The 24,374-nt window shown below is 73.1% G+C and carries 16 protein-coding genes and 2 pseudogenes; 7 read left to right on the forward strand and 11 right to left on the reverse strand.

Going from position 1 to position 24,374, the window contains the following annotated elements:
* Positions 1-41: 41 nt before the first annotated feature.
* The 7 genes from OTB16_RS12465 to OTB16_RS12495 all read right to left on the reverse strand — a co-directional run bounded on the left by OTB16_RS12465 (position 42) and on the right by OTB16_RS12495 (position 9,744).
* Complete coding sequence (locus tag OTB16_RS12465) at positions 42-1,088, reverse strand: glycosyltransferase (RefSeq protein WP_267720181.1); 1,047 nt, start codon at positions 1,086-1,088, stop codon at positions 42-44.
* Positions 1,085-4,384, reverse strand: a complete 3,300-nt coding sequence (locus OTB16_RS12470) for a DUF4082 domain-containing protein (protein ID WP_267720182.1) — start codon at positions 4,382-4,384, stop codon at positions 1,085-1,087. Before OTB16_RS12470 ends, OTB16_RS12465 begins: the two co-directional genes overlap by 4 nt.
* Positions 4,385-4,410: 26 nt before the next feature.
* Positions 4,411-5,526, reverse strand: a complete 1,116-nt coding sequence (locus tag OTB16_RS12475) for a DegT/DnrJ/EryC1/StrS family aminotransferase (RefSeq protein WP_267720183.1) — start codon at positions 5,524-5,526, stop codon at positions 4,411-4,413.
* Positions 5,523-6,290, reverse strand: a complete 768-nt coding sequence (locus OTB16_RS12480; RefSeq protein WP_267720184.1) for a NeuD/PglB/VioB family sugar acetyltransferase — start codon at positions 6,288-6,290, stop codon at positions 5,523-5,525. Before OTB16_RS12480 ends, OTB16_RS12475 begins: the two co-directional genes overlap by 4 nt.
* On the reverse strand, positions 6,287-7,462 hold the full coding sequence (locus OTB16_RS12485; protein ID WP_267720185.1) for a DegT/DnrJ/EryC1/StrS family aminotransferase: 1,176 nt from the start codon (positions 7,460-7,462) through the stop codon (positions 6,287-6,289). The genes OTB16_RS12480 and OTB16_RS12485 overlap by 4 nt, the downstream gene beginning before the upstream one ends.
* The gene (locus tag OTB16_RS12490) at positions 7,459-8,493 is read right to left on the reverse strand and encodes an NAD-dependent epimerase/dehydratase family protein (protein WP_267720186.1); all 1,035 of its coding nucleotides are present in this window, start codon (positions 8,491-8,493) and stop codon (positions 7,459-7,461) included. Before OTB16_RS12490 ends, OTB16_RS12485 begins: the two co-directional genes overlap by 4 nt.
* Before the next feature lie 150 nt (positions 8,494-8,643).
* The gene (locus tag OTB16_RS12495; RefSeq protein ID WP_267720187.1) at positions 8,644-9,744 is read right to left on the reverse strand and encodes a Gfo/Idh/MocA family protein; all 1,101 of its coding nucleotides are present in this window, start codon (positions 9,742-9,744) and stop codon (positions 8,644-8,646) included.
* 405 nt (positions 9,745-10,149) lie between these two features.
* Between OTB16_RS12495 and OTB16_RS12500 the strand changes: the two genes are divergently transcribed.
* From OTB16_RS12500 to OTB16_RS12525, 7 genes and pseudogenes are all read left to right on the forward strand, one after another.
* Complete coding sequence (locus tag OTB16_RS12500) at positions 10,150-11,085, forward strand: glycosyltransferase family 2 protein (protein WP_267720188.1); 936 nt, start codon at positions 10,150-10,152, stop codon at positions 11,083-11,085.
* Positions 11,086-11,271: 186 nt separating this feature from the next.
* Positions 11,272-11,919, forward strand: a pseudogene (locus tag OTB16_RS39525) (MFS transporter); the annotation flags it as partial.
* Positions 11,920-12,318: 399 nt separating this feature from the next.
* Positions 12,319-12,945: pseudogene (locus tag OTB16_RS39530) on the forward strand (MFS transporter); the annotation flags it as partial.
* 260 nt (positions 12,946-13,205) lie between these two features.
* The gene (locus tag OTB16_RS12510; RefSeq protein ID WP_267720192.1) at positions 13,206-14,219 is read left to right on the forward strand and encodes a TolB family protein; all 1,014 of its coding nucleotides are present in this window, start codon (positions 13,206-13,208) and stop codon (positions 14,217-14,219) included.
* A 239-nt stretch (positions 14,220-14,458) separates the two neighbouring features.
* Positions 14,459-16,360, forward strand: a complete 1,902-nt coding sequence (locus OTB16_RS12515; protein WP_267720193.1) for a VanW family protein — start codon at positions 14,459-14,461, stop codon at positions 16,358-16,360.
* A 315-nt stretch (positions 16,361-16,675) separates the two neighbouring features.
* Entirely contained in the window at positions 16,676-19,327 is a 2,652-nt protein-coding gene (locus tag OTB16_RS12520) for a SpoIIE family protein phosphatase (RefSeq protein ID WP_267720194.1), read from the forward strand.
* A 75-nt stretch (positions 19,328-19,402) separates the two neighbouring features.
* Complete coding sequence (locus OTB16_RS12525) at positions 19,403-21,025, forward strand: ABC-F family ATP-binding cassette domain-containing protein (protein WP_267720195.1); 1,623 nt, start codon at positions 19,403-19,405, stop codon at positions 21,023-21,025.
* A gap of 99 nt (positions 21,026-21,124) precedes the next feature.
* On the opposite strand, the gene OTB16_RS12530 is transcribed toward OTB16_RS12525, so the two are convergent.
* From OTB16_RS12530 to OTB16_RS12545, 4 genes are all read right to left on the reverse strand, one after another.
* Positions 21,125-21,721 carry a hypothetical protein gene (locus tag OTB16_RS12530; protein ID WP_267720196.1) on the reverse strand — a complete coding sequence of 199 codons (597 nt, stop codon included), beginning with the start codon at positions 21,719-21,721 and terminating at the stop codon, positions 21,125-21,127.
* Entirely contained in the window at positions 21,718-22,932 is a 1,215-nt protein-coding gene (locus OTB16_RS12535; RefSeq protein WP_324290285.1) for an MAB_1171c family putative transporter, read from the reverse strand. Before OTB16_RS12535 ends, OTB16_RS12530 begins: the two co-directional genes overlap by 4 nt.
* The gene (locus tag OTB16_RS12540) at positions 22,892-23,632 is read right to left on the reverse strand and encodes a hypothetical protein (RefSeq protein WP_267720198.1); all 741 of its coding nucleotides are present in this window, start codon (positions 23,630-23,632) and stop codon (positions 22,892-22,894) included. Before OTB16_RS12540 ends, OTB16_RS12535 begins: the two co-directional genes overlap by 41 nt.
* Positions 23,633-23,836: 204 nt before the next feature.
* Positions 23,837-24,349: an uS11 family ribosomal protein gene (locus OTB16_RS12545; RefSeq protein WP_267720199.1), complete on the reverse strand. Its 513-nt coding sequence runs from the start codon at positions 24,347-24,349 to the stop codon at positions 23,837-23,839.
* Between the last annotated feature and the right edge of the window lie 25 nt (positions 24,350-24,374).

A 24,374-nucleotide genomic window follows, 5' to 3' on the forward strand; every position in this document is an offset into this window, starting at 1 on the left:
CGTCCGGACGGGACGGGTGAATCGGTGGTGCTGGTGGTCCATCAGATCCCTCGGCGCTTCCAGGACTTCCACCACAGCCACTCGCGCCCCCGGTCGGCGACGGCCGAGAGCACCAGCGGCTGGAGGTACGGCATGACGCGCGCCCCGACGCGCCGCCGCCGGCGCAGCGCCCGGTACTCGGCGAGCGAGGCGTAGCCGGGCAGGCACTCGGCGGCGAACGACTCCAGCTCCTCGACCGGCACCACACCCGTGCGGCCCCGGTCGTACGCGCGGTAGGCGCGGCGCAGCGCGTACCGGGCGAGCCGGGTGCGGGCCGCGAGCGAGAGCCGGCCGGCCTCCGGGAGCAGCCCGGCGCACTTGACGAGCACCGAGTCGAAGGCGACGAGGCGCTGGCGCAGGTCGTCGAGCTGGCCGCCGAAGTCCGTGGTGGACATGTTGTCGCCGTGGACGCGGTAGAACGCCTGGTCGGCGCCCCGGACGTAGCCGACGTCGGCGTGGGCCGCGAGCCGCATCCACATCTCGATGTCCCCGGCGTGCGGGAGGTCCGGATCGTAGCCGCCGACCTTGCGCTGGAGGCTGGTCCGGACGACCACCTCGGGCGAGGTGATGCACCCGGTGCCCTCCCGGAAGCGCCGCTCCAGCCACCACTTGCCGGGGTAGACCACCGAACCGGTGCTCCGGGTGCGGGCCGCGGGCAGCGGGCCGCCGTGCTGGAACCGCAGCGGCCTGCCGTAGCAGAAGCCGGCCTCCGGATGCGCGTCGAGCAGGGCCGCGGCCCGGACCAGGGCCCCGGGGACGAGCCGGTCGTCCGCCGAGAGCAGGGCGACGTAGTCCCCGTCGGCCCACTCCAGCAGCCCTTCGTTGTACGTCGCGATGTGGCCCCGGTTCTGTTCGTGGACCCGTACCTCGATCCGCGGGTCCGCGGCCGCCAGGGCGCGGGCGACGTCCGCGGAGCCGTCGGGGGACGCGTCGTCGATGATCAGCACCCGGACGTCGACGCCCTCCTGTTCGTCCAGGACGCTCCTGACGCAGTCGGCCAGGAAGTGGCCGTACTTGTAGCAGGGGATCACCACGCTGACGGTGCTCACTGGCCGGACACCTCCGTCGAGCCGTCCGACTGGACCCCGGCGGGCGGCGTGGTGGTGAACACCGGGCCGACCCAGTAGTTCACCGAGCCGAAGGTGTTCGTCGGGAAGGCCGTGGCCGCCCCGTACTTGTAGAGGCCGTTGGCGCCGCCGCTCCCGTCGGCCGGTGCCACCAGCGGGTAGGAGCGGTGCGCGGCGCCGAAGTAGCCGCCGTCCACCGAGTACCTGCCGTTCGGGGCGTGGTAGGAGGCCACGTACGTGGTGCCCGCGGTGGTCGGGACCGGTGTGGTGAAGTGGAGCTGCTGCCAGCCCGACAGGGTCTCGCTGCCGAACGTGCCGGTGGCCAGGAGGGTGCCGGTGGCGGACCACAGGCTGCCGGTGTGGACGCCGGTGTTGCCGGGACCCTTGTAGAAGGTGACGCCGGTGACGTAGCCGCTCACCGCGGACTGGAAGCGGGTCCCCAGCTCCACCGAGTTGGTGTCGTCGCCCACGTTGGCCGTGCTCGGCGCGGCGGTGGGCCCCCACAGGGTGCACGGGCAGGTCACCGCGGGCGGACTCGCGCTGGTGGTGAAGTTCCACGTCAGCGGCGCCGCCATGGCGTTGCCCCACAAGTCGGAGGCCTTGACGGACGCCGTGTAGGTCGAGTTCAGGCCCAGTTCGCCGGACGGGGTGAAGGTCGCGCTGTTCGCGGCGCTGAGCACCTTGGTGCCCGGGACGGTGGCGCCGCCCGCGTCCTTCAGGGTGAATACCAGCGTGTCCGCGTCGATGCCCTCGCTGAAGGTGGCCTTCACGGCCGTCGTGATCGGGGTGCCGGTCGCCGAGGACTGCGGCGTGGTCGAGGTCACCGTCGGCGGGGTGGTGCTCGCGGTGGCCGTGTCCAGGACCGCGTCCACCCAGTAGTTGCTGCCCGCCGATGCCGTGGACGGGAACCCGCCCGTGCCGCTGTAGCGGTAGACGCCGTTGCCGCCGTCGGTACCGGAGCGCAGCGCGGTCAGCGGGGCCAGCCCCGCGTCGCCGGCCGCGAAGGTGGTGTCGAAGGAGTAGCCGCCGTTCGGGGCGAAGTAGGACGCGATGTAGGTGGTGTTCGCCTTGACCGGGACCGGCGAGGAGAAGTTCAGCTGCTGCCAGCCGGACGCCGTCTCGTTGGTGAAGGTGCCGGTGGCCAGGCGCTGGCCGGACCTGCTCCACAGGCTGCCCGTGTGGGTGCCGGTGTTGGCCGGGGACTTGTAGAAGCGGACCCCGGTGATCGAGCCGGGCGCCGACGAGCGGATCTTCACTCCGAGCTCGACCGCGCTGCCGTCACCCGCGTTGACCGTGCCGGGTACGGCCGCGGCCGGCCAGACGGTGCAGGGGCACTGTTGGGGCCCCACGGTCAGCGGCACGGTGGTCGTGGTGCCCGTGTTGACGCTGTCGTCCACCGCGCGCACCTTGATCTGCGCGGGTCCGGGCACGGTCGGGGTCCACTTGTAGCTCCAGGACCCGATGCCCGTGGTGGCCTTCCAGGTGGTGCCGCCGTCGGTGGAGACCTCCACGCGGGCCACCACGCCGCCGCCGCTGTCGCCGGCGGTGCCGGTGACGGTCACGGGCCGCAGCGCGGGCACGGTGGCGTTCGCCGCCGGGCTCGTCACCGTGATGACCGGGCCCGTGGTGTCGGTGGAGGCGGTCGCGGCGACCAGGTCGCTCTGCAGGGACTTGGGCTGGACGCCCATGTCGGCGAACACGTTCACCGTGGCCTGCTGCATGCGCTTGTCGGCGGTGACCACCGCGTCGTCCGGATTGCCGGTCGGCATGTTCGTCAGGCCCCAGGACCACTGCACCGTGCCCGACCCGAACACCAGCGCGCGGGAGGCCGGGTCGCGGAAGGCGACCAGGCTGTGCGTCGCGGTGCCGTTGCCGTACGTGTTGCCGTAGTCCAGCAGGAGCTTGCCGTCGTTGATGTCCACCGTGGTCGACGACATCTGGATCTGGCCCGGCGGCCGGTGCCCGTCCTCCACGTCGCTGTCCCACTCGTAGCCGAGCGTGCCGGCCGGGAACGTGGCGGTCTGGGTGGGGGTGAGGTTCGCGACGGTCGTGCCCCGCCACAGCCGCATCTTCGCGAAGGTGCCCGGCACGGTGATCGCGTCACTGCGGTAGCCGTTCACGCTGAACAGCGAGCCCGTCAGCTGGTTCTGCGGCTGGAACGGCCGCCCGTTGGTGGCACTGGCCGGGTCCATGAACGTACCCGTCCAGATGCCGCTCGGGTCGGGGATGCCGTTCGGCTGGGGGAAGGACAGCTTGGTCTCCTTGTAGCAGACCAGCGTCCGGTTGGCGGCGTTGGCGCCGTCGATGCTCGGCGCCAGGCGGGTCTTCCAGAACACCTCGTTCCCGGCGAAGTACGTCTGGTGCTGCCCGGCACGGCGCGCGTTCAGCGCGTTCGTGAACTGGTCCTGCGTCCAGTACTCGTCGTGCCCGGAGGACATGAACACCTTGTGGTTGCCCAGCTGCGCCGCGCCGCGGGTCGACATGTCGATGCCGGACATGTAGCTGACGTCGTAGCCGTTGCGCTCCAGCCAGGCGATCATCTGGAACTCGGACCCGTAGATCCCGTTCTCCCCGCCGATGTCCATCGGCCGGTTGTAACTGACCTCGTACGCCCGCCCGTCCGGGGCGGGCCCGCCGCCGTCGTACAGGTCCTGGCCGCCGTAGTTGTTGTACGCCTGCCAGGTCTGGTCGGCGGTCTGCACCAGGATGTCGGAGTGGCTCGCGTCGTCGCGGACCACGAACGGATAGGGCATCACCCCGTTGCCGTCCGCCTGGTCGAGGTTGGCCACGTACAGACCGGACACGGCGTCGGCCGGCACGCTCCACGTCGCGGTCACCGGCCAGTTGCCGCAGTCGACCAGGCCCGTCGACGGCTTGGTGGTGCAGCTGCGCGGGCTGCCGCCCGGCGCGAAGTTCGCCGGGTACGTCTGGGCCGCCTGCGCCGGGGTCGACAGCATGCGCGCCCCGTCGCCCCCGTAGTGGCCCAGCCGGTAGACCGAGACCTTGTACGCGGTCGGCGACTGGACCTTGAACTGAACGGTTTCGCCCGCCTGGACGCTCATCTGGGCGCTGAAGCCCTTGATGTCGCCGTAGGCGCTGGGCGCGAACCAGTCGGACATCGGCGTGCCCGGTTTGGAGTTCTCGCACACGATCGCGTTCGAGCCCGGACCGCAGGGGTCGGCCGCGCCGGCCACCGCGGACGGAGGTAAGACCGTGGCCATCAGGGTCGCGACCACGGTGAAGAAGCCGTACCGGAGCAGCCTTGTCCGTCTGTTCATCTGTACCTCTGTACCTTTTGGTTGCGTCAGCGCAGGGCGTTGGTGAGCGCGTCCACGACCCGCTGCTGTTGAGCGGCGGTGATCTGCGGGAAGAGCGGCAGGGAGAGCATCCGGTCCGCGGCCCGCTCGGCGTGCGGGAAGTCGCCCCGGACGTGGCCGAGGTGCCGGAAGGCCGGGGTGAGGTGGACGGGCGCCGGATAGTGCACGCCGGCGCCGATCCCCTCCGCGTTGAGCTTGCCGACGACGGCGTCGCGGTCCGCGCCGCCGACCCGTACGACGTACAGGTGCCACACGTGGACGTTGCCGTCCGCCGTGACCGGCAGGGTCACCCGCCCGGCGGCCGCCAAGCCGCCCAGCAGCGCGTCGTACCGGGCGGCGGCGGCCCGGCGGGCCGCGTTGCCGTCGGCGAGGCGGGCCAGCTTCGCCCGCAGGACCACGGCCTGGAGGCCGTCGAGCCGGCTGTTGAAACCGGGTACGTCGTGGCGGTACTTGGCGACCCCGCCGTGGTTGGCCAGCGCCCGCACCAGGTTCGCAGCCTCCGCGTCGTCGGTCACCACCGCGCCCGCGTCGCCGTACGCGCCCAGGTTCTTGCCCGGGTAGAAGCTCGTCGCCGCGATCGTGCCGCTGCCGGCGGAGCGGCCGTCGCGGGTCGCGCCCTGGCTCTGCGCGGCGTCCTCGACGACCCTGACGTGCTTCGGCAGCCCCGCCGTGAGTGCCGCGGTGTCGGCGCACTGCCCGTACAGGTGCACGGGGACCACGGCGCGCGTGGCCGGCCCGACCGCGTCGAGCGCGGCCGCGGGATCCAGCAGCAGGGTGTCGGGCAGGCAGTCGGCCAGCACCGGCCGGGCACCGATGCGGGCGACGGCGCCCGCCGTCGCGATGAAGGTGTTCGCGGGCAGCACCACCTCGTCGCCCACGCCCACGCCGACGGCGCGCAGGGCCAGTTCGAGGGCGTCGGTGCCGTTGGCGACACCCACGCAGTGCCCGACCCCGGCGAACTCGGCGTACTCGCGCTCGAACGCCCGGACCTCCTCACCCCCGATGAAGGCGGTTCCGGCCAGCACGCGGTCGAAGCCGGCCCGTACGTCCTCGGCGACCTCGGCGTGCGCCGCCTTCAGGTCGACGAGCGGTATCTGGTTCATGTGACTGGACTCCCCATCCGTGTCTCCGGCCGCCGGCCGGTCTCCTCCCCGTCGGCCCGCAGCTCGTCGAGCGCCGGACCACCCGCCCCGCGCAGCCGGCGGGCGGGGCTCCCGGCCCACACCTCGCCGGGCGGCACGTCGGCCAGGACCGTGCTTCCCATCCCGGTCAGCGACCAGGCGCCGACCGTCGTGTACTCGCGGACCAGCGCGCCCGCTCCCACGTACGCCCCGCGCCCCACCCGCACCCCGCCGCCGAGGCGGACCCCCGAGGCCAGCGTGGCGAAGTCCCCGACCGCGTCGTCGTGGGTGAGGACCACCTGCGGCATCACCGCCACGTGCGACCCGACCCGTACGCCGGCGGTCAGCACGCTGTGCGCGAGCAGCACCGAGCCCACCCCGAGCATCGAGGACCGCGACACGACCGCCGTGGGGTGGACCACCGTCGCGTACCGGTTCACGGGCAGCCCCAGCCGGCGCACCAGGCGCGCCCGCACCGCGTAGTCGCGCGGACTGCCGACGCAGACCACCACCCGGGCCGACCACAGCTCGTGCACCCGGTCGCAGCCGCCGAGCACCGGCACCCCGTCCACCTCCGCGCCCTCGAGCGCCGGATCGTCGTCGAGGTGCCCGAGGAGCCGCCAGCGCGGGGCGGACCCGTACGCCAGGTCGGCGGCGGCCACGTCCCGTACGGCCTGCGCGGTCTCCCGCGCGAACCCGCCCGCGCCGACGATCAGCAGGTCCTCGGTGACCTGGTGCCCGCTCACCGGGCCGCCTGCTCGCGGAGCACCGCCACCACCCGGTCCTGCTGGGCCCGCGTCATCGTGTGGAACAGCGGCAGGATCAGCGAGCCGAGGCTGATCCGCTCGGTCACCGGCAGCGGCGCCGCGCCGTGCCCGGAGTACGCCGGCTCCAGGTGCGAGGCCATGATCCCGCGCCGGGCCGAGATCCCCGCCTCGGACAGCACGGCCAGCAGCTCGTCCCGGCCGACCGGGAAGTCCTGTGCCAGCAGCACCCAGTACGACTGGAAGTTGCCCTCCCCGTGCGCCGGGTCCCGGACCGGACGCAGGCCCGGTACGTCCCGCAGCAGCTCCGCGTACCGGGCGGCCAGCTCCCGCCGCCGGGCCACGATCGCGTCGAGCCTTCCGAGCTGGACCAGGCCGACCGCGGCCTGGATGTCGGTCATCCGGTAGTTGTAGCCGACTTCCAGGTAGCTCTCGGCGATCGGCTTGCCGCTCGCGTGCCGCTGCGCGGCGGACACGTTCATGCCGTGCTCGCGCAGCCTGCGCAGCCGCTCCGCCCACCGGGCGTCGTCCGTGGTCACCATGCCGCCCTCGCCGGTGGTGATCACCTTGCGGGGGTGGAAGGACCAGGCCGCGAGCAGCGCGCCGTGGCCGACGGACTTGCCGCCGACGGTCGCGCCGATGCCGCAGGCGGCGTCCTCCACCAGGGGAACCCCCCAGTCGGCGCACGCCGCGCGCAGCGCGTGCACGTCGGCGGGCACACCGCCCTGGTGGACGGCGAGCACCGCCCGGGTCCTGGGGGTGCGAACCGCGTCGACGGTGGCGGGCGTCAGGTTGCCGGTGGCCTCCTCGACGTCCGCGAAGACCGGCTCGGCCCCCACGTAGCGGACGGCGTTGGCGGTGGCGATGAACGACAGCGACGGGACGACCACCTCGTCGCCCGGACCGAGGTCCAGGGCGATCAGTGCCAGGTGCAGGGCGCTGGTGCACGAACTCACCGCGATGCCGTGCTCGGCGCCCACCCGCTCCGCGAAGGCCCGCTCGAAGGCGGCGACCCGGGGGCCCTGGGCGACCCAGCCGGAGAGCACCGCGTCGGCGGCGGCCCTCGCCTCCTCCTCGCCCAGCCACGGCACCATCACCGGGATACGGGCCGGGGCGGCGTCCGGGGTGGCCGGTGCCGCGTCCGGGGCGCTCATCGGTCCGCGCCGGCGGCGGTGGTGGAGTCCGCGGCCGTGCCGGCGGCGGTGTCGGCGGCCGTGTCGGCGGCACGCTCGGCCCGCCACCACTCCACCAGGTCCCGCAGCCCGCCGCGCAGGTCGATCTCCGCCGTGAAGCCGAGGCGATCCGTGGCCCGCGAGGTGTCGGCGAGCCGCCGGGTCACCCCGTTCACCGCGCGCGCGGGCCCGTGCTCCGGCACCAGACCGTCCGCGTCCATCGCCTCCAGCAGGCCGAGCGCGAGGTCGAGCAGGCTGGTCTCGGTCCCGCTCGCGACGTTGAACACCTCGTCGGTCAGGTCCGACTCCGCGGCCAGCAGGTTGGCCCGCGCGATGTCCCTGACGTGTACGAAGTCCATGGTCTGGGTGCCGTCGCCGAGGATCAGCGGTGGCTCGCCCGCGGCGATCCGCTCCATCCAGCGGATGAGCACCTCGGTGTACAGCCCGTGGATGTCCATCCGCGGCCCGTACACGTTGAAGTAGCGCAGCGCGACGTAGTCCAGCCCGTACATCGAGTGGAAGCTGCGCAGCACCCCCTCATTGAAGGCCTTCGCCGCGCCGTAGAAGGTGTCGTTGCCGTACGGGTGGTGGTGCTCGCCGGTCGGGAAGGTCTCGGCCAGGCCGTACACCGAGGCCGAGGACGAGGCGATCACCTTGCCGACGCCCGCCGCGGCGGCCGCCTCCAGCACGTTGAACGTGCCGTCCACCATGACCTCGTTCGCCAGCCGCGGCTCTTCGGCGCACTGGGTGATCCGGATCGCGGCGAGGTGGAACACCAGGTCGGCGCCCTCCGTCGCCTTGCGCACCGCGGCCACGTCGCGGATGTCGCCCTCGACGACGTCCACCACGCCGCTCGGCAGGGCGCGGGCCAGGTTGGCGGTCCGCCCCCGCACGAAGTTGTCGAGCACCACGATCTCGCGTGCCCCGTTGTCCACCAGGAGGTCCACCAGGTGCGAGCCGATGGTGCCCGCTCCGCCGGTGACCAGAATCCTCTTGCCTCGTACGCTGCTCAACGCCCTGCCCCTACTGAGTCGGTCATGGTGTTCCCTGTGGTGCCCGGCCGTCGCCGTGGCCGCGACGGTCACCGCCGAGGCCGGCGTGACGGCCGGGGCTGCGGCGGTGTCAAGGTCGGTGTGAAGGCCGGTGTGCTGATGGACGGACGGTCAGCGTCCGGTGCGCAGTCCGACGACCGCGCCGCGGAACTCCAGGCTCCGGGAGGCCGCTTCCAGGATGTCCAGCACCTGGAGGCCCGCCCGGCCGTCGGTCAGCGCCGGCCGGCCGTTCCTGATCGCGCCGGAGAACTCCTCGACCATGCTGCGCAGGGCCTCCTTCTCGCCGAGGGCCGGCGCCACCATGTCGCCGGACCGGTAGGAGACGAGCATGTCGCGGCGCTCGTCCGCCCCGATCTCCTGCGGGGCGGTCAGATCCACGCCCCGGTCGAACACCGCCACCCGCTGCGTGGGGTTGAGGTCGTCCCACACCAGGGTGCGCTTGGAACCGCCGACCATGGTGGTGCGCACCTTCGTCGGGGACAGCCAGTTGACGTGCACGTGGGCGATGGCCCCATTGTTGAGCTGGAGCGTCAGATAGGCCACGCAGGACTGTCCGGCCCCGATGGGATCGGCTCCGTGCGCGGCGACCGCGACCGGCCGGACGTGGTCCGGGAGGATGAAGTCGAGGACCGAGAGGTCGTGGGGGGCCAGGTCCCACAGGACGTCGACGTCCTTCTGGACCAGCCCCAGGTTGATCCGGACCGAGTCGAAGAACTGGATGTCGCCGAGTTCGCCGGAGCGGACCATCTCGCGGATCCGCCCCACCGCGGGGGTGTAGCAGTACGTGTGGTCGCACATCAGGGTGAGGCCGCGTTCCTCGGCCTCGTTCACCAGCCGCAGCCCGTCCTCGTACGTGGCGGCGAGGGGCTTCTCCACGAGGACGTGCTTGCCGGCGCGCAGGGCTGCCAGTGCCACGTCCAGGTGGGTGCCGGCCGGGGTGGCCACGGCGACGGCGTCGACGGCCGGGTCGGCGAGGACCGCCGCGTAGTCCGAGGTCGCCTGCACGGTGGAGTACCCGCCGAGCACCTTCCGGGCCCGGTCCTCGTCGAGGTCGCAGAGCCAGCGGAGCCGGAACTCCGGACTCGACTGGAAGTTGCGGACGAGGTTGGGCCCCCAGTACCCGGCGCCGACCACGGCGACGCCTAACGGCCCGGCGGGCTCCCGGCCGGCGGCGCCGGCGTCCTGCCCCGCGTCCTTGGCGGTGTCCTTCACAGCGTTCCCCTTCCCTCCGCGCACGCCGACCGGCGTGTCGCCCACTCATGGCCGGGACGCGTGCGAAGGAAGGAGGTGCCGTCGACGGCAGGCCGGACGCGTGCGCGACCGTGCGTGCCCGTTCAACGGTGATGGCCCCCCACAACCGATGCCCTGTGTGTTCCGCGTACTCGCGCCCCCCGGCCGTCCGGCACCCCGTGCCGATCCGCCCGTCGGCCGTGCCGCCTGTCCCCCCAAGCGACGCGCCCGTACCGTCCTGCATGTCCGTCCGTTCCGGATTGCTCCCGGCGTCGCCGAAGCACGCCGAATCCGGTCGGCTTCGCTCAATCTAGACCACCAGGCCTACGCCCGGGAGGAGTTGAGGGAAACGCTCGGTGCGGGTGTTCGGGCGTGCATACTTCCCGGGTGACCAGCATCGTGATCCCGGCCCACAACGAGGGCCGGGTCATCGGCCGGCTCCTCGACGCCCTCCTGACGGAAGCCCCCGCGGACCCGTCGGCGCGGGCCTCCGCGGCAGAGGAAACCGACATAGTCGTCGTCTGCAACGGCTGTACGGACGACACCGCCCGGGTGGCGGGCGCGCGCGGACCCCGCGTACGGGTCGTGGAGATCCCGACCCCTTCCAAACACACGGCACTTCGGGTCGGCGACGAGCACGCCCGGGGGTTCCCCCGGCTCTATGTGGACGCCGACGTCGTCGTCGGGGCCGCCGATGTACGGGAGTTGGCCGCCGCCCTCGCCGGAAGCCCGGACCTGCTCGCCGCCGCCCCCGGCCGGGAGGTACCGCTGACCGGCTGCGCCTGGCCGGTGCGCGCGTACTACCGGGTGTGGCAGCGGCTCCCGGCGGTCCGCGAGGGACTGTTCGGGCGGGGGGTCATCGCGGTGTCCGAGCCGGGGCACGCACGGATCGCGGCGCTGCCCCCGCTGATGGCCGACGACTTGGCCGCGTCCCTCGCCTTCGGGCCGGGGGAGCGGCGGGTGGTGGAGTCGGCCCGGGTCGTCGTCCATCCGCCGCGCACGTGGTCCGACCTCGTCAAGCGCCGTATCCGCGCGGCGACTTCGTCCGCCGAGGTGGAGCACTACCAGGCGTCGCGGCCGGCCGGCGGGCCGGGTGCCCCGGGTGTCCCGGATGGGCCGGGTGGGCCGGAGTCGCTGTCCGTGCCGTCCGCGCGCACCAGCACGGCCGACCTGCGTGCCCTGCTGAGGACCCAACCGCGGCTGCTGCCCGGAGTCGTGGTGTTCGTCGTGGCGGCACTCGCCGCCCGCAGGGGATCGCGCAAGGCCATCCGGAACCGAGACTTCTCCACCTGGCTGCGGGACGAGAGCAGCCGCCAGGGCTGAGGGGGCCGCGCCGTACGGCCGGGCCGCGGAGGCCGGCCACCGCTCGGCCACCGCTCGGACGGTCTCCGGCCGGTGTCCGGCCGAATGGCCTCGTACGCCCCTCTGTTGCCCTGTACAACCACTATGGTTCCACTCGCACGTTCGAGTGCGCGTGTCCGAGACCGTCGCCATCGGGAGCTCCAGAGCATGTACCTCGCGGACCGCTCCGCGCCCGTGCCCGTCGGCGCGAAGCCCGCGCCGGGACGGGGACCCGTCCGCGCCCGGGCCGTGGCCCCGGCCGTCCTCGCGCTGGGCACGGTCAGTCTGATCACCGACATCTCCTCCGAGATGGTCACGGCGGTCCTGCCCCTGTACCTGATCGCGGGACTGGGACTGAGCCCCCTCGGATTCGGCGCGCTCGACGGCGTCTACAACGGGGTCAGCGCCTTGGTGCAGCTGACCGGAGGGCACCTCGCGGACCGGGTCCGCAACCACAAGCTGATCGCCGGGATCGGGTACGGCCTGTCCGCCCTCTGCAAGCCGCTGCTGCTGCTCGCGCACAGCCTGGGGCCGGTGGCCGTGGTCCTCGCGCTGGAGCGCACCGGCAAGGGTTTGCGCACCGCGCCGCGCGACGCGCTGATATCCCTGTCCACGCCGGCGGAGTTACAGGGCCGCGCCTTCGGCGTCCACCGGGCCATGGACACCACCGGGGCGCTGCTGGGGCCCCTCGCCGCGTTCTTCATCCTGAACGCGGCGGTCGGCGGCTACGACGCCGTGTTCGGGGTGAGCGCCTGCGTGGCCGTACTGGGCGTGGTGGTGCTCGTGCTGTTCGTACCGTCCGGCGGCAGCGCCGCCGTGGGCGCGGCCGGCGCGGCCAGTGCCGGCGCGGCCCCGCCGCCCCCGCGCGGCGCCCCCGCCGGACGGGCCGTCGCCGCGCGACCGCCGACCCCGAAACCGCCCGCGGCGGACGCACAGCCCGGGACCCCCCCGATCGAGGCCCCCGCACCGGCCGGAGGCCCCGCACCGGCCGCAGGTCCCGTTCCCGCTTCGGTCCTGCCGGCCGGAGGCCCCGCCGAGGCGGGGAGCCCCGTACCGGCCGACTGCCCCGCTGCCGCCGGGGGCCTCGTACCGGCTGACGGCCCACCGGCCGCAGGCCCCGTACTGGCTCCGGGTCGGCCGGGCGGGGGCCCGGCCGTGGGACCGGCGAGTGGAGGCTTCGGGTCGCCTGCGGGCATGCCGGCCGCAGGCACCGTACCGGCCGCGGTTCCGGACGCGGGTGTGCCCGGGGGGCGGCCGCCCGCCGCGAACGTGCGCGAGGCGCTGGCCCTGCTGCGGCTGCCCCGGCTGCGTGCCCTGGCGCTCTGCGCCGCCCTGCTCGGCCTGACCACCGTCAGCGACGCCTTCGTCTACCTGCTGCTCCAGGACCGCGTCGGCATCGGCGAGCAGTGGTTCCCGCTGCTGCCGCTGGGCACCGCCGCCGTGTTCCTGCTGCTCGCCGTACCCGCCGGCGCCCTCGCCGACCGGATCGGGCGGCGCACCGTGTTCCTCACCGGACACGCCCTCCTGCTGGCCGGGTACGGACTGCTGCTGTGGGCGCCCGACTGGCCGGCCCTTCCGTACCTGGTGCTGGCGCTGCACGGCATGTTCTACGCCGCCACCGACGGCGTGCTGCCGGCCGCCGTCGGCGCCACCGTCCCCGCGCGCCTGCGAGCCACCGGCATGGCCCTGGTCGGCACCGGCCAGGCGCTGGCCCGGTTCGGCTGCTCGCTGGCCTTCGGCGGCGCGTGGACCCTGTGGGGGCCCGGCCCGGCGCTGGCCGCAGCCGCGGCCGGCCTGCTCTGCTGCGGGGCCGTCGCCGCCTGCGTACTGCGCCCCGGCGCCCCGGGTGGCACGGCTCCGGACGGCACCGCCCCGGACGGCGCGGCCCCGGGCCCCGGCGGCCCGCCCGCGGCCGGTGCCCGGGACGGTACGCCTCCCGGTGCGGGCGCCGCGCCTCCGGGGCCCGCCCGGGCACCCGTACCCGTACCCGTACCCGTACCCGAACCCGAACCCGTGCCCGTCCCGGACGACCGGGACCCCGGCGACCGGACCCGCCACGACCGCGCCCCCGCGGACCCGACCCGACGCCCGCGAGGAACCCGATGACCCTCTCCCGCCGCCTGCTCATGCTCGCCCTGGCGGTACTGCTCCTCGGCGGTGTCGCCGTCGCGCTGGTGCTGCGCGCCGCCGCCCGCGCCGATCAGCCCCGGGAGGGCGGCCCCACGATCGCCGCGGGTGAGGTCACGCTGACCCAGCGGGACCGGCTGGCCTTCCTCAACACCGCCCAGGGCCCGCACCGCGGAGCCCTCGCGTCGGTTCCGGCCGACGCCCCGCAGGCCGCTCGTACCGCCTCCGGGCTCACCTGCCAACGCTTCCACGCCGCCGCGGGCACCGGGGTCTGCCTCAGCTCCACCCCGGGCGCGCTCGCCCAGGAGAACCGGGCCGTCATCGTCGACGCCGAGCTGCGCACGCTGCGCGACTTCCCCCTCGCCGGCACCCCCAGCCGGGCCCGCGTGTCCCCGAGCGGCCGGTTCGCGGCCTGGACGGTGTTCGTCTCCGGCGAGTCGTACGGCGCCGCGTTCTTCTCCACCCGTACCTCGATCGTGGACACCCGTACCTGGGTCCTCGAACCCGACCTGGAGAAGTTCGCCATCTCCCTGGACGGCCGGCCCTACAGCGCCGCCGACGTCAACTTCTGGGGCGTGACCTTCGCCAAGGACGACGACACCTTTTACGCGACCCTCGGCACCGCCGGCCAGACCCACCTGGTCCGGGGCTCGGTGTCCCGGCGCGCGGTCACCACGCTCGCGCAGAACGTCGAATGCCCCTCGCTGTCCCCGGACGAGACCCGCGTCGCGTACAAGAAGCGCGTGACGCGCGGCGCCTCGCTGTGGCGCGAGCACGTCCTGGACCTGAGCACCCTGCGCGAGGTGCCGCTCGCGGAGAAGCGCAGTGTGGACGACCAGGCCGTCTGGCTCGACGACCGCACCCTCGCCTACGCCCTGCCCTCCGACGGCGCCGTCGACAGCACGGACCTGTGGACCGTCCCGGCCGACGGCAGTGGCGCCCCGCGCCTCCTGGCCCCCGGCGCCGCCTCCCCGGCGCGCCTGCGCTGACCCGGGTCCGCCTCCGGCGGCACCGGAGGAGGGCGGCGGCGCCCGCCGAGGGACGGCGCCCGCCGAGGAGCGGCGGCTCCGCAATCCGGCACGCCCGCTTCGTGACAATCCGCACATTCATTCCCAAAGCTATTCCCTGGAGGGGACAATTACTTTCGGAATTGTCGTATATGGGCCGTTTCTAAGGCCTGCGCCATCCGTCGACCGGCCGTCGACCGGCCGGCGCCACAGGGAGTGACATGGGACGCGCGGGCAGCTGGACCGGTAACTGGCGGATCGCCCTGCCGGTGGCAGGCGGAGCCGTCGTACTCGGACTGGGCGGCCTCTACGTCACCGGCCTCGTGGCCGGCGGCGACGTCGACCCGGGCACGCGGGTCCTGGGCGTGGACATCGGCGGCATGGACCGGGCGGAAGCCCGGCGGGCCCTGGAGCGGGAGCTCGGGCCGGCCGCCGCCGCGCCTGTCGCGATGACGATAGGCGACCGCACCGAGGAGGCCGATCCGGCGGCGTACGGGCTGTCCTTCGACGTCGACGCGACCGTCGGCCGGGCCGCTCCGGGTGGACACGGCCCCGTCACCGTCATCGGCAGCCTCTTCGCCTCCGGCGACCGGGACGTCGAGCCCGTGATCCGCGCGGACGAGCGGACCGGCCGGGCCGCCGTCGACCGCCTCGCCGACACCACCAGGCAGCAGGTCCGGGACGGGGTGATCGCGTTCGAGAAGGGCGCGGCGAAGGCCGTCACCCCGCAGCAGGGAGTCAGCCTGATCGAGGACCGCGCCTACGACACCCTCCGCGAGGCGTACCTGAAGCCGGGCAGCGGCCCCGTCGTGCTGCCGGTCGAGAGCACCCGGCCGCGCATAGGAGCCGAGGAGACGGGCCGGGCCATGCGGCAGTTCGCGCAGCCGGCCATGTCGGGACCGGTCACCCTCGGCGTCGCGGGCAAGCGCGTGTCCATAACCCCCGCCGTCCTGGGCGAGCACCTCGCGATGAAGGCCGACGGCCAGGGGCGCCTCGTGGCCGACCTCGACGCCAAGGGACTCCTCGCCGACGCCGCCGTCGCCCGCCCCGTCAAGGAGGCCACCGGGGTCCCGCGCGACGCGGACCTCGGCCTTGACGCCGACGGCCGCGTGATCGTCGAGGACCAGGGCCGTACGGGCCGCAAGGTCACGGACGCGGCGCTCGGCCAGGCCGTCATGCCGCTGCTGACCCGCGCGGGAGCCGCCCGCAGCGCCGAGGTCGCCACCGTGGCGGTCGAACCGGACCTCACGGCCGCCGACGCGAAGCGCCTCGGCATCAAGGAGAAGGTCTCCTCCTTCACCGTGTCCTTCCCGGCCGCCCCGTACCGCACCACCAACATCGGCCGCGCCGTGGAACTCATCAACGGTTCCGTGGTCATGCCGGGCAAGGAGTGGAGCTTCAACCGGACGGTAGGGGAGCGCACCCCGGAGAACGGCTTCGTCGACGGCATCATGATCAACGACGGCCAGTACGTGAAGTCGCCCGGCGGCGGCGTCTCGGCGGTCGCGACCACCATGTACAACGCCATGTTCTTCGCGGGCGTCAAGCCCGTCGAGCACGGCGCCCACTCCTTCTACATCGAGCGCTACCCCGAGGGCCGGGAGGCCACGGTCGCCTGGGGCACCCTCGACCTGCGCTGGATCAACGACACCGGCCACCCCCTCTACATCCAGGCCGAATCCACCGACACGTCCCTGACCATCAGCATGCTGGGCACGAAGAAGTACGACGAGGTACGGGCGACCAAGGGGCCGCGCACCAAGGTCACGCCGCCCGGCAAGCGGACGGGCAGCGGCCCGACGTGCGAGGTGCAGACCCCCCTCGAAGGCTTCGACGTGTCCGTCGGCCGCGTGTTCGTACAGGGCGGCAAGGAGGTCGGGCGCGAGGAGTTCAAGACCCACTACACGCCGCGCGACGAGGTCACCTGCACCCCGCCGGCCACGGAGACCCCGCAGGCCCCCGCAGCCCCCCAGGCCCCGCAGACGCCCGCAACCCCGCAGACGCCCGCAGCCCCGCAGAGCCCCCAGGCCCCCCAGCAGGCTCCGCAGGCCCCCACGGCCCCGGAGTCCCCGCAGGCGCAGCCCGGCACCGCGCTGGCGGCCGGTGGCCCCGGTACCGCGTGACGGCAGGCCCGTACCGCCTGACCCGGCTTCCGTACCGCACAGGCCCCGTACCGCCTGACCCGGCCGTCGTACCGCACCTCATAGGCCCCGTACCGGACGACCACAGCCCCGTACCGCATGACCACGGCCTTCGTGCGGCGTGGCGGCGGCCGGCAGGGGGACGGCGGGTAACCGCCAGGGGGTGAATTGTGCGTGCCGGGGGCCGCGGGCGCCCGGAAGTGCTACAACTGGGATCGTGACCCTTCCTCGCCTCCCGTGCCGGGCACGTCGGTGCGGTCACCCCTAGGCATCAGGTTCAGAAGCGTCGCCGGCCAGGTGTTCGTCCTCCAGGTGGCGATCGTGGTGTTGCTCGCCGCCGGTGCCCTCCTGGCCCTGGTGCTGCAGTCGCGACACGACATCGACCGCGAGGCCCGCAACCGGTCGGTCTCCGTCGCGGAAACCTTCGCCCACTCCATCGGCCTGCCGGCCACACTGAAGACGTCCGACCCCTCCGCCATCCTGCAGCCCGTGACCGAGGAAACGCGCAAGGCCGCCGGGGTCGACTTCATCGTGGTGATGGACACCAACGGCATCCGCTACACCCATCCCCAGCCGGACCGCATCGGGAAACGGTTCGTCGGCACCATCGAGCCCTCCCTCGCGGGACAGGTCCACACCGAAAGCGTGCAGGGCCCCCTCGGCAAGGAGATCCAGGCGGTCGTGCCGGTCACCGACTCCGCCGGCCGCGTCATCGGACTGGTATCGGCCGGACTGACCGTGAAGAACGTGACCGGGGTCGTCGACCGCCAGCTCCCCGTCATCCTCCTGGCCATCGCGACCGGCCTCGCCCTGGCCACCGGCGGCACCGCGCTCATCAGCCGACGCCTGCGCCGCCAGACCCACGGGCTCGGCACGCAGGAGATGACCCGCATGTACGAGCACCACGACGCGGTGCTCCACGCCGTCCGCGAAGGGGTGCTGATCACCGACGGTGACGGACGGCTGCTGCTGGCGAACGACGAGGCCAAACGGCTCCTCGGCCTGCCGGAGGACGCCGAGGGCCGCTACATCGGGAACGTGCCGGGCCTCGACCGCCGGATGGCCGACCTGCTGCTGTCCGGCCGGGTCGCCACCGACGAGGTCCTGGAGACCGGGGACCGGCTGCTCGTCGTCAACCAGCGGCTCACCCACCCCCGCGGCCGCCCGGAGGGCACCGCCGTCACCATCCGCGACTCCACCGAGATGCAGGTCCTGACCAGCCGGGCCGAGACGGCCCGCAAGCGGCTCAAGCTCCTGTACGACGCCGGCGGCGACATCGGCACCAGCCTCGACGTGGTCCGCACGGCCGAGGAGCTCGCCGCCGTGGCCGTACCCCGGTTCGCGGACTTCGTCACGGTCGACCTCGCCGACCAGGTGCTCGACGGGGACGAGCCCGCCCCGGGCGCCGACATGCGGCGTACGGCGGTCAGCGGCATCCGCGACGACCACCCCCTGTACCCCCGCGGCCGGCTGATCGACTTCCTGCCGTCCACCCCCCAGGCGCGCGGTTTCGGCACCGGCCAGGCGGAGCTGGTTCCCTACCTCGTGGACGCGCCGGGCTGGCAGGCCCAGGACCCGCCCCGGGCCCGGGCCATCGTCGACTACGGCATCCACTCGCTGATCGCGGCCCCGCTCACGGCCCGGGGCGTCGTCCTCGGGGTGGTCAACTTCTGGCGGTCGGAGAAGCCCGAGCCCTTCGACGAGGACGAGCTGTCGCTGGCCGAGGAACTCGTCGCCCGCGCGGCGATCAGCATGGACAACGCCCGCCGCTACACCCGCGAGCACGCCCTCGCCGAAACGCTCCAGCGCAGCCTGCTGCCGCGCGCCCTGCCCGAGCAGAGCGCCGTGGACGTGGCGCACTTCTACCTGCCCGCCCAGTCCGGGGTCGGCGGGGACTGGTTCGACGTGATCCCGCTGGCCGGCAGCCGGGTCGCGCTGGTCGTCGGGGACGTCGTCGGGCACGGCCTGCACGCCGCGGCCACCATGGGCCGGCTGCGCACGGCGGTGCACAACTTCGCCTCCCTCGACCTGCCCCCCGACGAGATCCTCGCCCGCCTGGACGATCTCGTACAGCGCATCGACCACGACGGGGACGGTGACGACACCGGCGGCGGCGTCCTCGGCGCCACCTGCCTGTACGCCGTCTACGACCCGGTGTCGCAACGCTGCACCATGGCGCGGGCGGGCCACCTGCCGCCCCTCGTGGTCGCCCCCGACGGCACCGCCGAGATCGTGGACCTGCCCGCCGGGCCCCCGCTGGGGCTCGGAGGCATGCCGTTCGAGACGGCGGAGCTGTACCTGGCGGAAGGCAGCCAGCTCGTCCTGTACACGGACGGCCTGGTCGAGGAGCGGACCCGCGACATCGGCGAGGGCCTGGAACTGCTGCGCACCGCGCTGAGCCACCCCGAGCGCGACCCGCAGGAGAGCTGCCGGGCGGTCCTCGAGATCCTGCTGCCCGAGCGGCCGAGCGACGACGTGGCCCTGCTCATCGCCCGCACGCGGACCCTCGGCCCGGACCGCGTCGCGCAGTGGGACGTTCCGTTCGAACCGAGCGCGGTCGGCGCCACGCGGAACGCCGCCGCGAAGAAGCTCGACGAGTGGGGCCTGACGGAACTCGCCTTCGCCACGGAACTGATCCTCAGCGAGCTCGTCACCAATGCCCTGCGCCACGGCAGGGCCCCGGTGCGGGTACGGCTGCTGCACGACCGGGGGCTGACCTGCGAGGTGTGGGACGGCAGCAGCACCGCCCCGCACCTGCGGTACGCCGCCACCACCGACGAGGGAGGGCGCGGACTGTTCCTCGTGGCCCAGCTCAGCGAGCACTGGGGCACCCGGTACACCCCCGAGGGCAAGGTCATCTGGGCGGAACAGGCCCTCCCCGGCTCCCCGGGCTCCCCGGGCGCCACGGGACCGGCCCTCGCCGCCTTCCTGGACGTGGACCCCATCTGACCGTTCAGGAGGCCGGTCCGGCGACACCCCTAATTGCGTTGCCGATCGCGGCGCCGGGAAGCAGGATGGCGCCGCATGGGACACGTGGAAGCCGCACATCTGGAGTACTGCCTACCGGACGGCAGGGTCCTGCTCGGGGACGCGTCATTCCGGGTGGGCGAGGGCGCGGTCGTCGCCCTAGTCGGCGCGAACGGGGCTGGGAAGACAACGCTGTTGCGCCTGATCTCCGGCGAACTCAAGGCGCACGCCGGCACCGTGACGACCGGCGGCGGTGTGGGCGTGATGCCGCAGTTCATCGGGTCCGTGCGGGACGAGCGGACCGTACGGGACCTGCTGGTCTCCGTCGCACAGCCGCGGATCCGGGAAGCCGCCGGGGCGGTCGACGCGGCGGAGCGCCTGATCATGACGGCCGACGACGAGGCCGCGCAGATGGCGTACGCGCAGGCGCTGAGCGACTGGGCCGAGGCGCGCGGGTACGAGGCCGAGACGGTCTGGGACATGTGCACCACCGCCGCGCTCGGAATCCCGTACGAGCAGGCCCAGTGGCGCGGCCTGCGGACGCTCAGCGGCGGCGAGCAGAAGCGGCTGGTGCTCGAGGCGCTGCTGCGCGGCCCCGACGAGGTCCTGCTGCTCGACGAGCCGGACAACTACCTGGACGTTCCGGGCAAACGGTGGCTGGAGGCGCAGCTGGCCGAGACCCGCAAGACCGTGCTGTTCATCTCGCACGACCGCGAACTGCTCGCCCGTACCGCGGAGAAGATCGTGGCCGTCGAGCCGAGCCCGGACGGATCCGAGGTGTGGGTGCACGGCGGCGGCTTCGCCACCTTCCACGAGGCGCGCCGGGAGCGGTTCGCGCGGTTCGAGGAGCTCATGCGGCGCTGGGACGAGAAGCACGCGCAGTTGAAGCGGCTCGTCCAGGACATGCAGCAGTACGCCGCCCGCAGCGACGTCATGGCCTCGCGCTACCAGGCGGCGCAGACCCGGCTGCGGAAGTTCGAGGAAGCGGGCCGGCCACCGCGGCCGCCGCGCGAGCAGGAGATCCGGATGCGGCTGCGCGGCGGCCGTACCGGTGTGCGGGCCGCGACCGTCGAGGGCCTCGAACTGACCGGCCTGATGCGGCCGTTCGACCTGGAGGTGTTCTACGGGGAGCGGGTCGCGGTCCTCGGCTCGAACGGCTCCGGGAAGTCGCACTTCCTGCGGCTTCTCGCGGGGGACCCGTCGGTCGCGCACACGGGCGCCTGGAAACTGGGCGCGCGGGTCGTACCGGGCCACTTCGCGCAGACGCACACCCACCCGGAGCTGCTGGGCCGCACGCTCGTCGACATCCTGTGGACGGAACACGCCGAGGACCGGGGCGGGGCGATGTCGGTCCTGCGGCGGTACGAGCTGGAACGCCAGGGCGACCAGCCGTTCGGCAAGCTCTCGGGCGGCCAGCAGGCCCGCTTCCAGATCCTCCTGCTGGAGCTGGCCGGCACCACGATGCTGGTGCTGGACGAGCCGACGGACAACCTCGACCTGGAGTCGGCGCAGGCCCTGCAGGAGGGGTTGGAGGCGTACGAGGGCACGGTGCTGGCCGTCACGCACGACCGCTGGTTCGCCCAGTCCTTCGACCGGTACCTGGTCTTCGGCTCGGACGGGGTCGTCCGGGAGACGTCCGAGCCGGTCTGGGACGAACGGAGGGTGGCCCGCACCCGCTGACCGGTCCCGCCGGCCCTCGACCGCGCACGGCGCACGGCGCACCGCGCACGGCGCACCGCGCACCGGGCGGGCCGGCCGGAGCCGTCGCGCCTTTCGGAGCTACCTGACCAGGGCGAAGGTACCGGCGGCGACGGCTCCGCCGACGGCGGCGCCGACGAGGACCTGGGCGGGCGTGTGGTCCCTCAGCGCCACCCGGGACCAGGCGACGACGGCGACCAGCGGATAGGCGAGGAGCACCCACGGCCCGTAGGCCAGGGCGAGCATGGCGATGCTTCCGGAGGACACGGCCGCGTGCACGCTGATCTTCCAGGCAGGGGTCACGGCGAGGAGGGCGGCGAGGGTGGCCAGCATGGCCGCGATCAGCGCGATCATGCTCTGCGGGGCGCCGAAGGCCCACAACAGCAGGATGCCGGTGGCGACCGAGAAGATGATGAAGATCATCACGACGATGCGCTGCTGCCTCTGGCCGACGTGCCGGTCGGCCCAACGTCCTTGGCGGATCCCGTACTTGATGAAGGCCAGTGGAACGACCGCGGCGAACAGGCAGCCGAGGAGGCCCCATCCGATGCCGGAGAAGCGTCCGGCGTGCCAGCCTATGAGGACGGTGTCCGCGATGATCCAGGTCTTGGGATCGAGCCCGTCGGTGATCAGGCGTGCGGCCCGGGACTCGTCGGGTCGGGTGAGCGTGGTCGTCACGCCGTGGCCTCCTGGCTGGTTGAGGTGAGGAACTCGTCGGCCACGGGGGAGTGGTAGATCCGGGCGAACTGGACGAGCTTGTCGACTTCGGTGGTGAAGTCGAGGCCGTCCATGCCTTCGGCGGCCGGCTGCTCCTGCGTGCCCGCGACGGGCAGGGCGCCGCGGGCCTTGCCCTCGCGCGCCGCCCGCGTCCAGAGGGCTTCGGCCGCCGGGCTCGTCGCCGGGTCGAAGCCCGCCCGCAGCGCGGCGCTCCGCGCGCGTACGCGGATGTCGTCGCCGGCGTAGGCGTCGAGGGCGAGGGAGGCGTCGCGGATCTCGATCACCCTCCGGTACAGCCGCAGGCGCGGGCTGCGAAGAAGTCCGGTCCTGAGGACGATGTCGGGGGTGACGGCGGTCAGGTCCTGCCAGAGCGGCTGGAGCTGCCGGTGGCGCCGGCCGTCCTGGACGGTGCGCCAGGCCACGCCGAACGCCGGGATGCTGCTTCCGACGAGGATGAAGCCGATCGCCAGGTACTTCAGGGCGTCGGTGGTGTCGTCGACGGCGATGTCGCTGGTGCCGTCCGTGAGGCCCGTGAGGCGCGTGGTCATGTACCCGAAGCGCACCAGCGTGTAGAGGACGCCGACGGCGGTTCCGATGCCCATGAGGCGTACGCCCGTCCGGAGCCACCGGGCGCTGGCGTGCCGCGCGCTGCCCCAGAAGAGCCGGGTGGCGATGGCCATGGCGATGCCGAGGTAGACGACGAAGACGAGGTAGTAGGCGGTGGCCCAGCCGTTGCCCGCGTTCTCCTTGGAGAAGTCGGTCACTTCGTGGGGCCGCGGGACGAAGAAGACGAAGAGCACCGCCATGACGGCCATGGCCGTGAGGGCGACGTAGTGGCGGGCTCGCAGCCGACGGCCCGTCTCCGGTCGGGCGATGGCGACGACGAAGTCGACGACCGCACCGGCCGCGATCACGCCGAGGCAGTGCTTGACGAGGGTGGACAGGTTGTTGACGCCCGCCCATTCGTCCAGGGCGTGCATCACCCCGGGGAGACGGAGCGTCATGGAGAGGGTCAAGGCGGCGAACGCGGTCCACAGGGCACGCTGTTTGACGGTTCGGACGGCCGAGGGGCCCCGCCATACCGTCACCGCCCAGAGCATGATCAATACTGCGATCTCAACGTGTTTCACTTCACGACCATGTGTTTCGAACAGGGTGCCCGAGGGCGTCATGCAGGCGTGCGAGACGGTCCTCGGCCTCGCTGGAGACCGACTGCGTCGTGTAGCGGCCGGCCCGCTCGTGGATGAGGGTGGCCAGGGTTTCCGCCTGTCGTTCCTGCGGGCTCGCGAACTTGCTCCGCCCCATGAGGTGCGCGAGGCGGTCGATGTCGAGACCGAGCTCCTCGTCGAGCGATTCGGTCGTGCGGGCCACGCTCCTGATCCGGGCCGCCTCGGCGCGGATGATCGACGCCACGGGCAGCTCGGGGCGGTCAAGGCCGGAGACGGCCGTCTGCGTACGCGTCAGCAGGCGCTGGAAGTGCTCGGAGGCGCGGGCGATCTCCTGCTCCGACGACCGCTCCGATGTCTCCAACTCGGGGGCGACGTGCCCGAGCAGCATGTGGGAGATCTCGTGGAGGACGATCTGCACCTTGAGGATCTCGGCAGCGGCGGCGTCGTAGAACACGAGGTCGGCGACCTCCAGACCGAGCCAGATCCCGCACGGCAGGGCCGGGTCGGGAGGACCGTCGAGAGGCAGCAGGATCAGCGGCCGGCCACGTTGCCCGGCTATGCCCTCGCAGAAGGCCTCGAGGTCGAACGGCTGGGGGATGACGAGTCGGTCTGCGACGGCGGCGCACTCCGCATCAGTGCGCTTCCACCACCGCATGGTCGCCTTCGCCGCCCTTCGGCTCTTCCCGGCGTGAAGCTCGACCACTCCGTGCCGTCCGCCCGTTCGTCCGTGGGGTACGCCCGTGGGGTACGCCCGTTTCGTACGCCTGATCGCGTCGAGGGTAGCCGTAAGTACCACGGGCAGCCGAAGAGTCGTCCCGACAGGCCGAAACCTTACGGTTCACGTGGGTAGCGTGACCGGTTCCCGCCTCACGAGCACGGTCCCCAGCTCACTCACGCGGCTCCCGCTTCACGAGTCCGTGCGACGGCGACGGCGCGGCTTCACGTCCGGAAGCCCCTCGGCCTTCCGGAGCTGCTTGATCAGGCCGGTGACGGACCTCATCGACCCGGCGGACAGCCCGCTGAGGCGGAAGGCCGCCGCTTTGACCTGTTCGTCCTCCAGGACCTGCGCGAACTCGTCGGCGGCCGCGGCCTTGCCCATCTCCTCGCGAAGCCGAGCGATCCGCTCCTCGATCCGCTGCTCGATCGCTTCGGCGTTCTCGCCGTCGGCGAGGTATCCGACGGTGACGCCGAAGAAGTTGGCGATCGCGCGGATGGAGTCGATACCGGGGTTCGGATTGTTGTTCAGGCGGATGGTCTGGACCGTGCCGTGCGAGACGGAGGGGCCGGGCAGCTGCCTGGTGCCCTCGGCGATCTCCAGGTACGTGTACGGCCCGCGGCTCGCCGGGTGGATCGTCTCGATCAAGAAGCCGAGGCGGTCGCCCATGGTGTCTCGCCGGCTGGTGGGGGTCTCCTCACCCATCACCGTCACTGCTCCTGTCTGCTGC

The sequence above is a fragment of the Streptomyces antarcticus genome (assembly GCF_026627255.1).
Taxonomy (GTDB): Bacteria; Actinomycetota; Actinomycetes; order Streptomycetales; family Streptomycetaceae; genus Streptomyces; species Streptomyces antarcticus.

Bases quoted from the DNA above. Each gene is read 5' to 3' on its own strand.
- OTB16_RS12485 (WP_267720185.1), bottom strand. From the start codon at position 7,462: ATGAGCGCCCCGGACGCGGCACCGGCCACCCCGGACGCCGCCCCGGCC.
- OTB16_RS12525 (WP_267720195.1), top strand. From the start codon at position 19,403: ATGGGACACGTGGAAGCCGCACATCTGGAGTACTGCCTACCGGACGGC.
- OTB16_RS12515 (WP_267720193.1), top strand. From the start codon at position 14,459: ATGGGACGCGCGGGCAGCTGGACCGGTAACTGGCGGATCGCCCTGCCG.
- OTB16_RS12470 (WP_267720182.1), bottom strand. From the start codon at position 4,384: ATGAACAGACGGACAAGGCTGCTCCGGTACGGCTTCTTCACCGTGGTC.
- OTB16_RS12510 (WP_267720192.1), top strand. From the start codon at position 13,206: ATGACCCTCTCCCGCCGCCTGCTCATGCTCGCCCTGGCGGTACTGCTC.
- OTB16_RS12535 (WP_324290285.1), bottom strand. From the start codon at position 22,932: ATGACGCCCTCGGGCACCCTGTTCGAAACACATGGTCGTGAAGTGAAA.
- OTB16_RS12545 (WP_267720199.1), bottom strand. From the start codon at position 24,349: ATGGGTGAGGAGACCCCCACCAGCCGGCGAGACACCATGGGCGACCGC.
- OTB16_RS12475 (WP_267720183.1), bottom strand. From the start codon at position 5,526: ATGAACCAGATACCGCTCGTCGACCTGAAGGCGGCGCACGCCGAGGTC.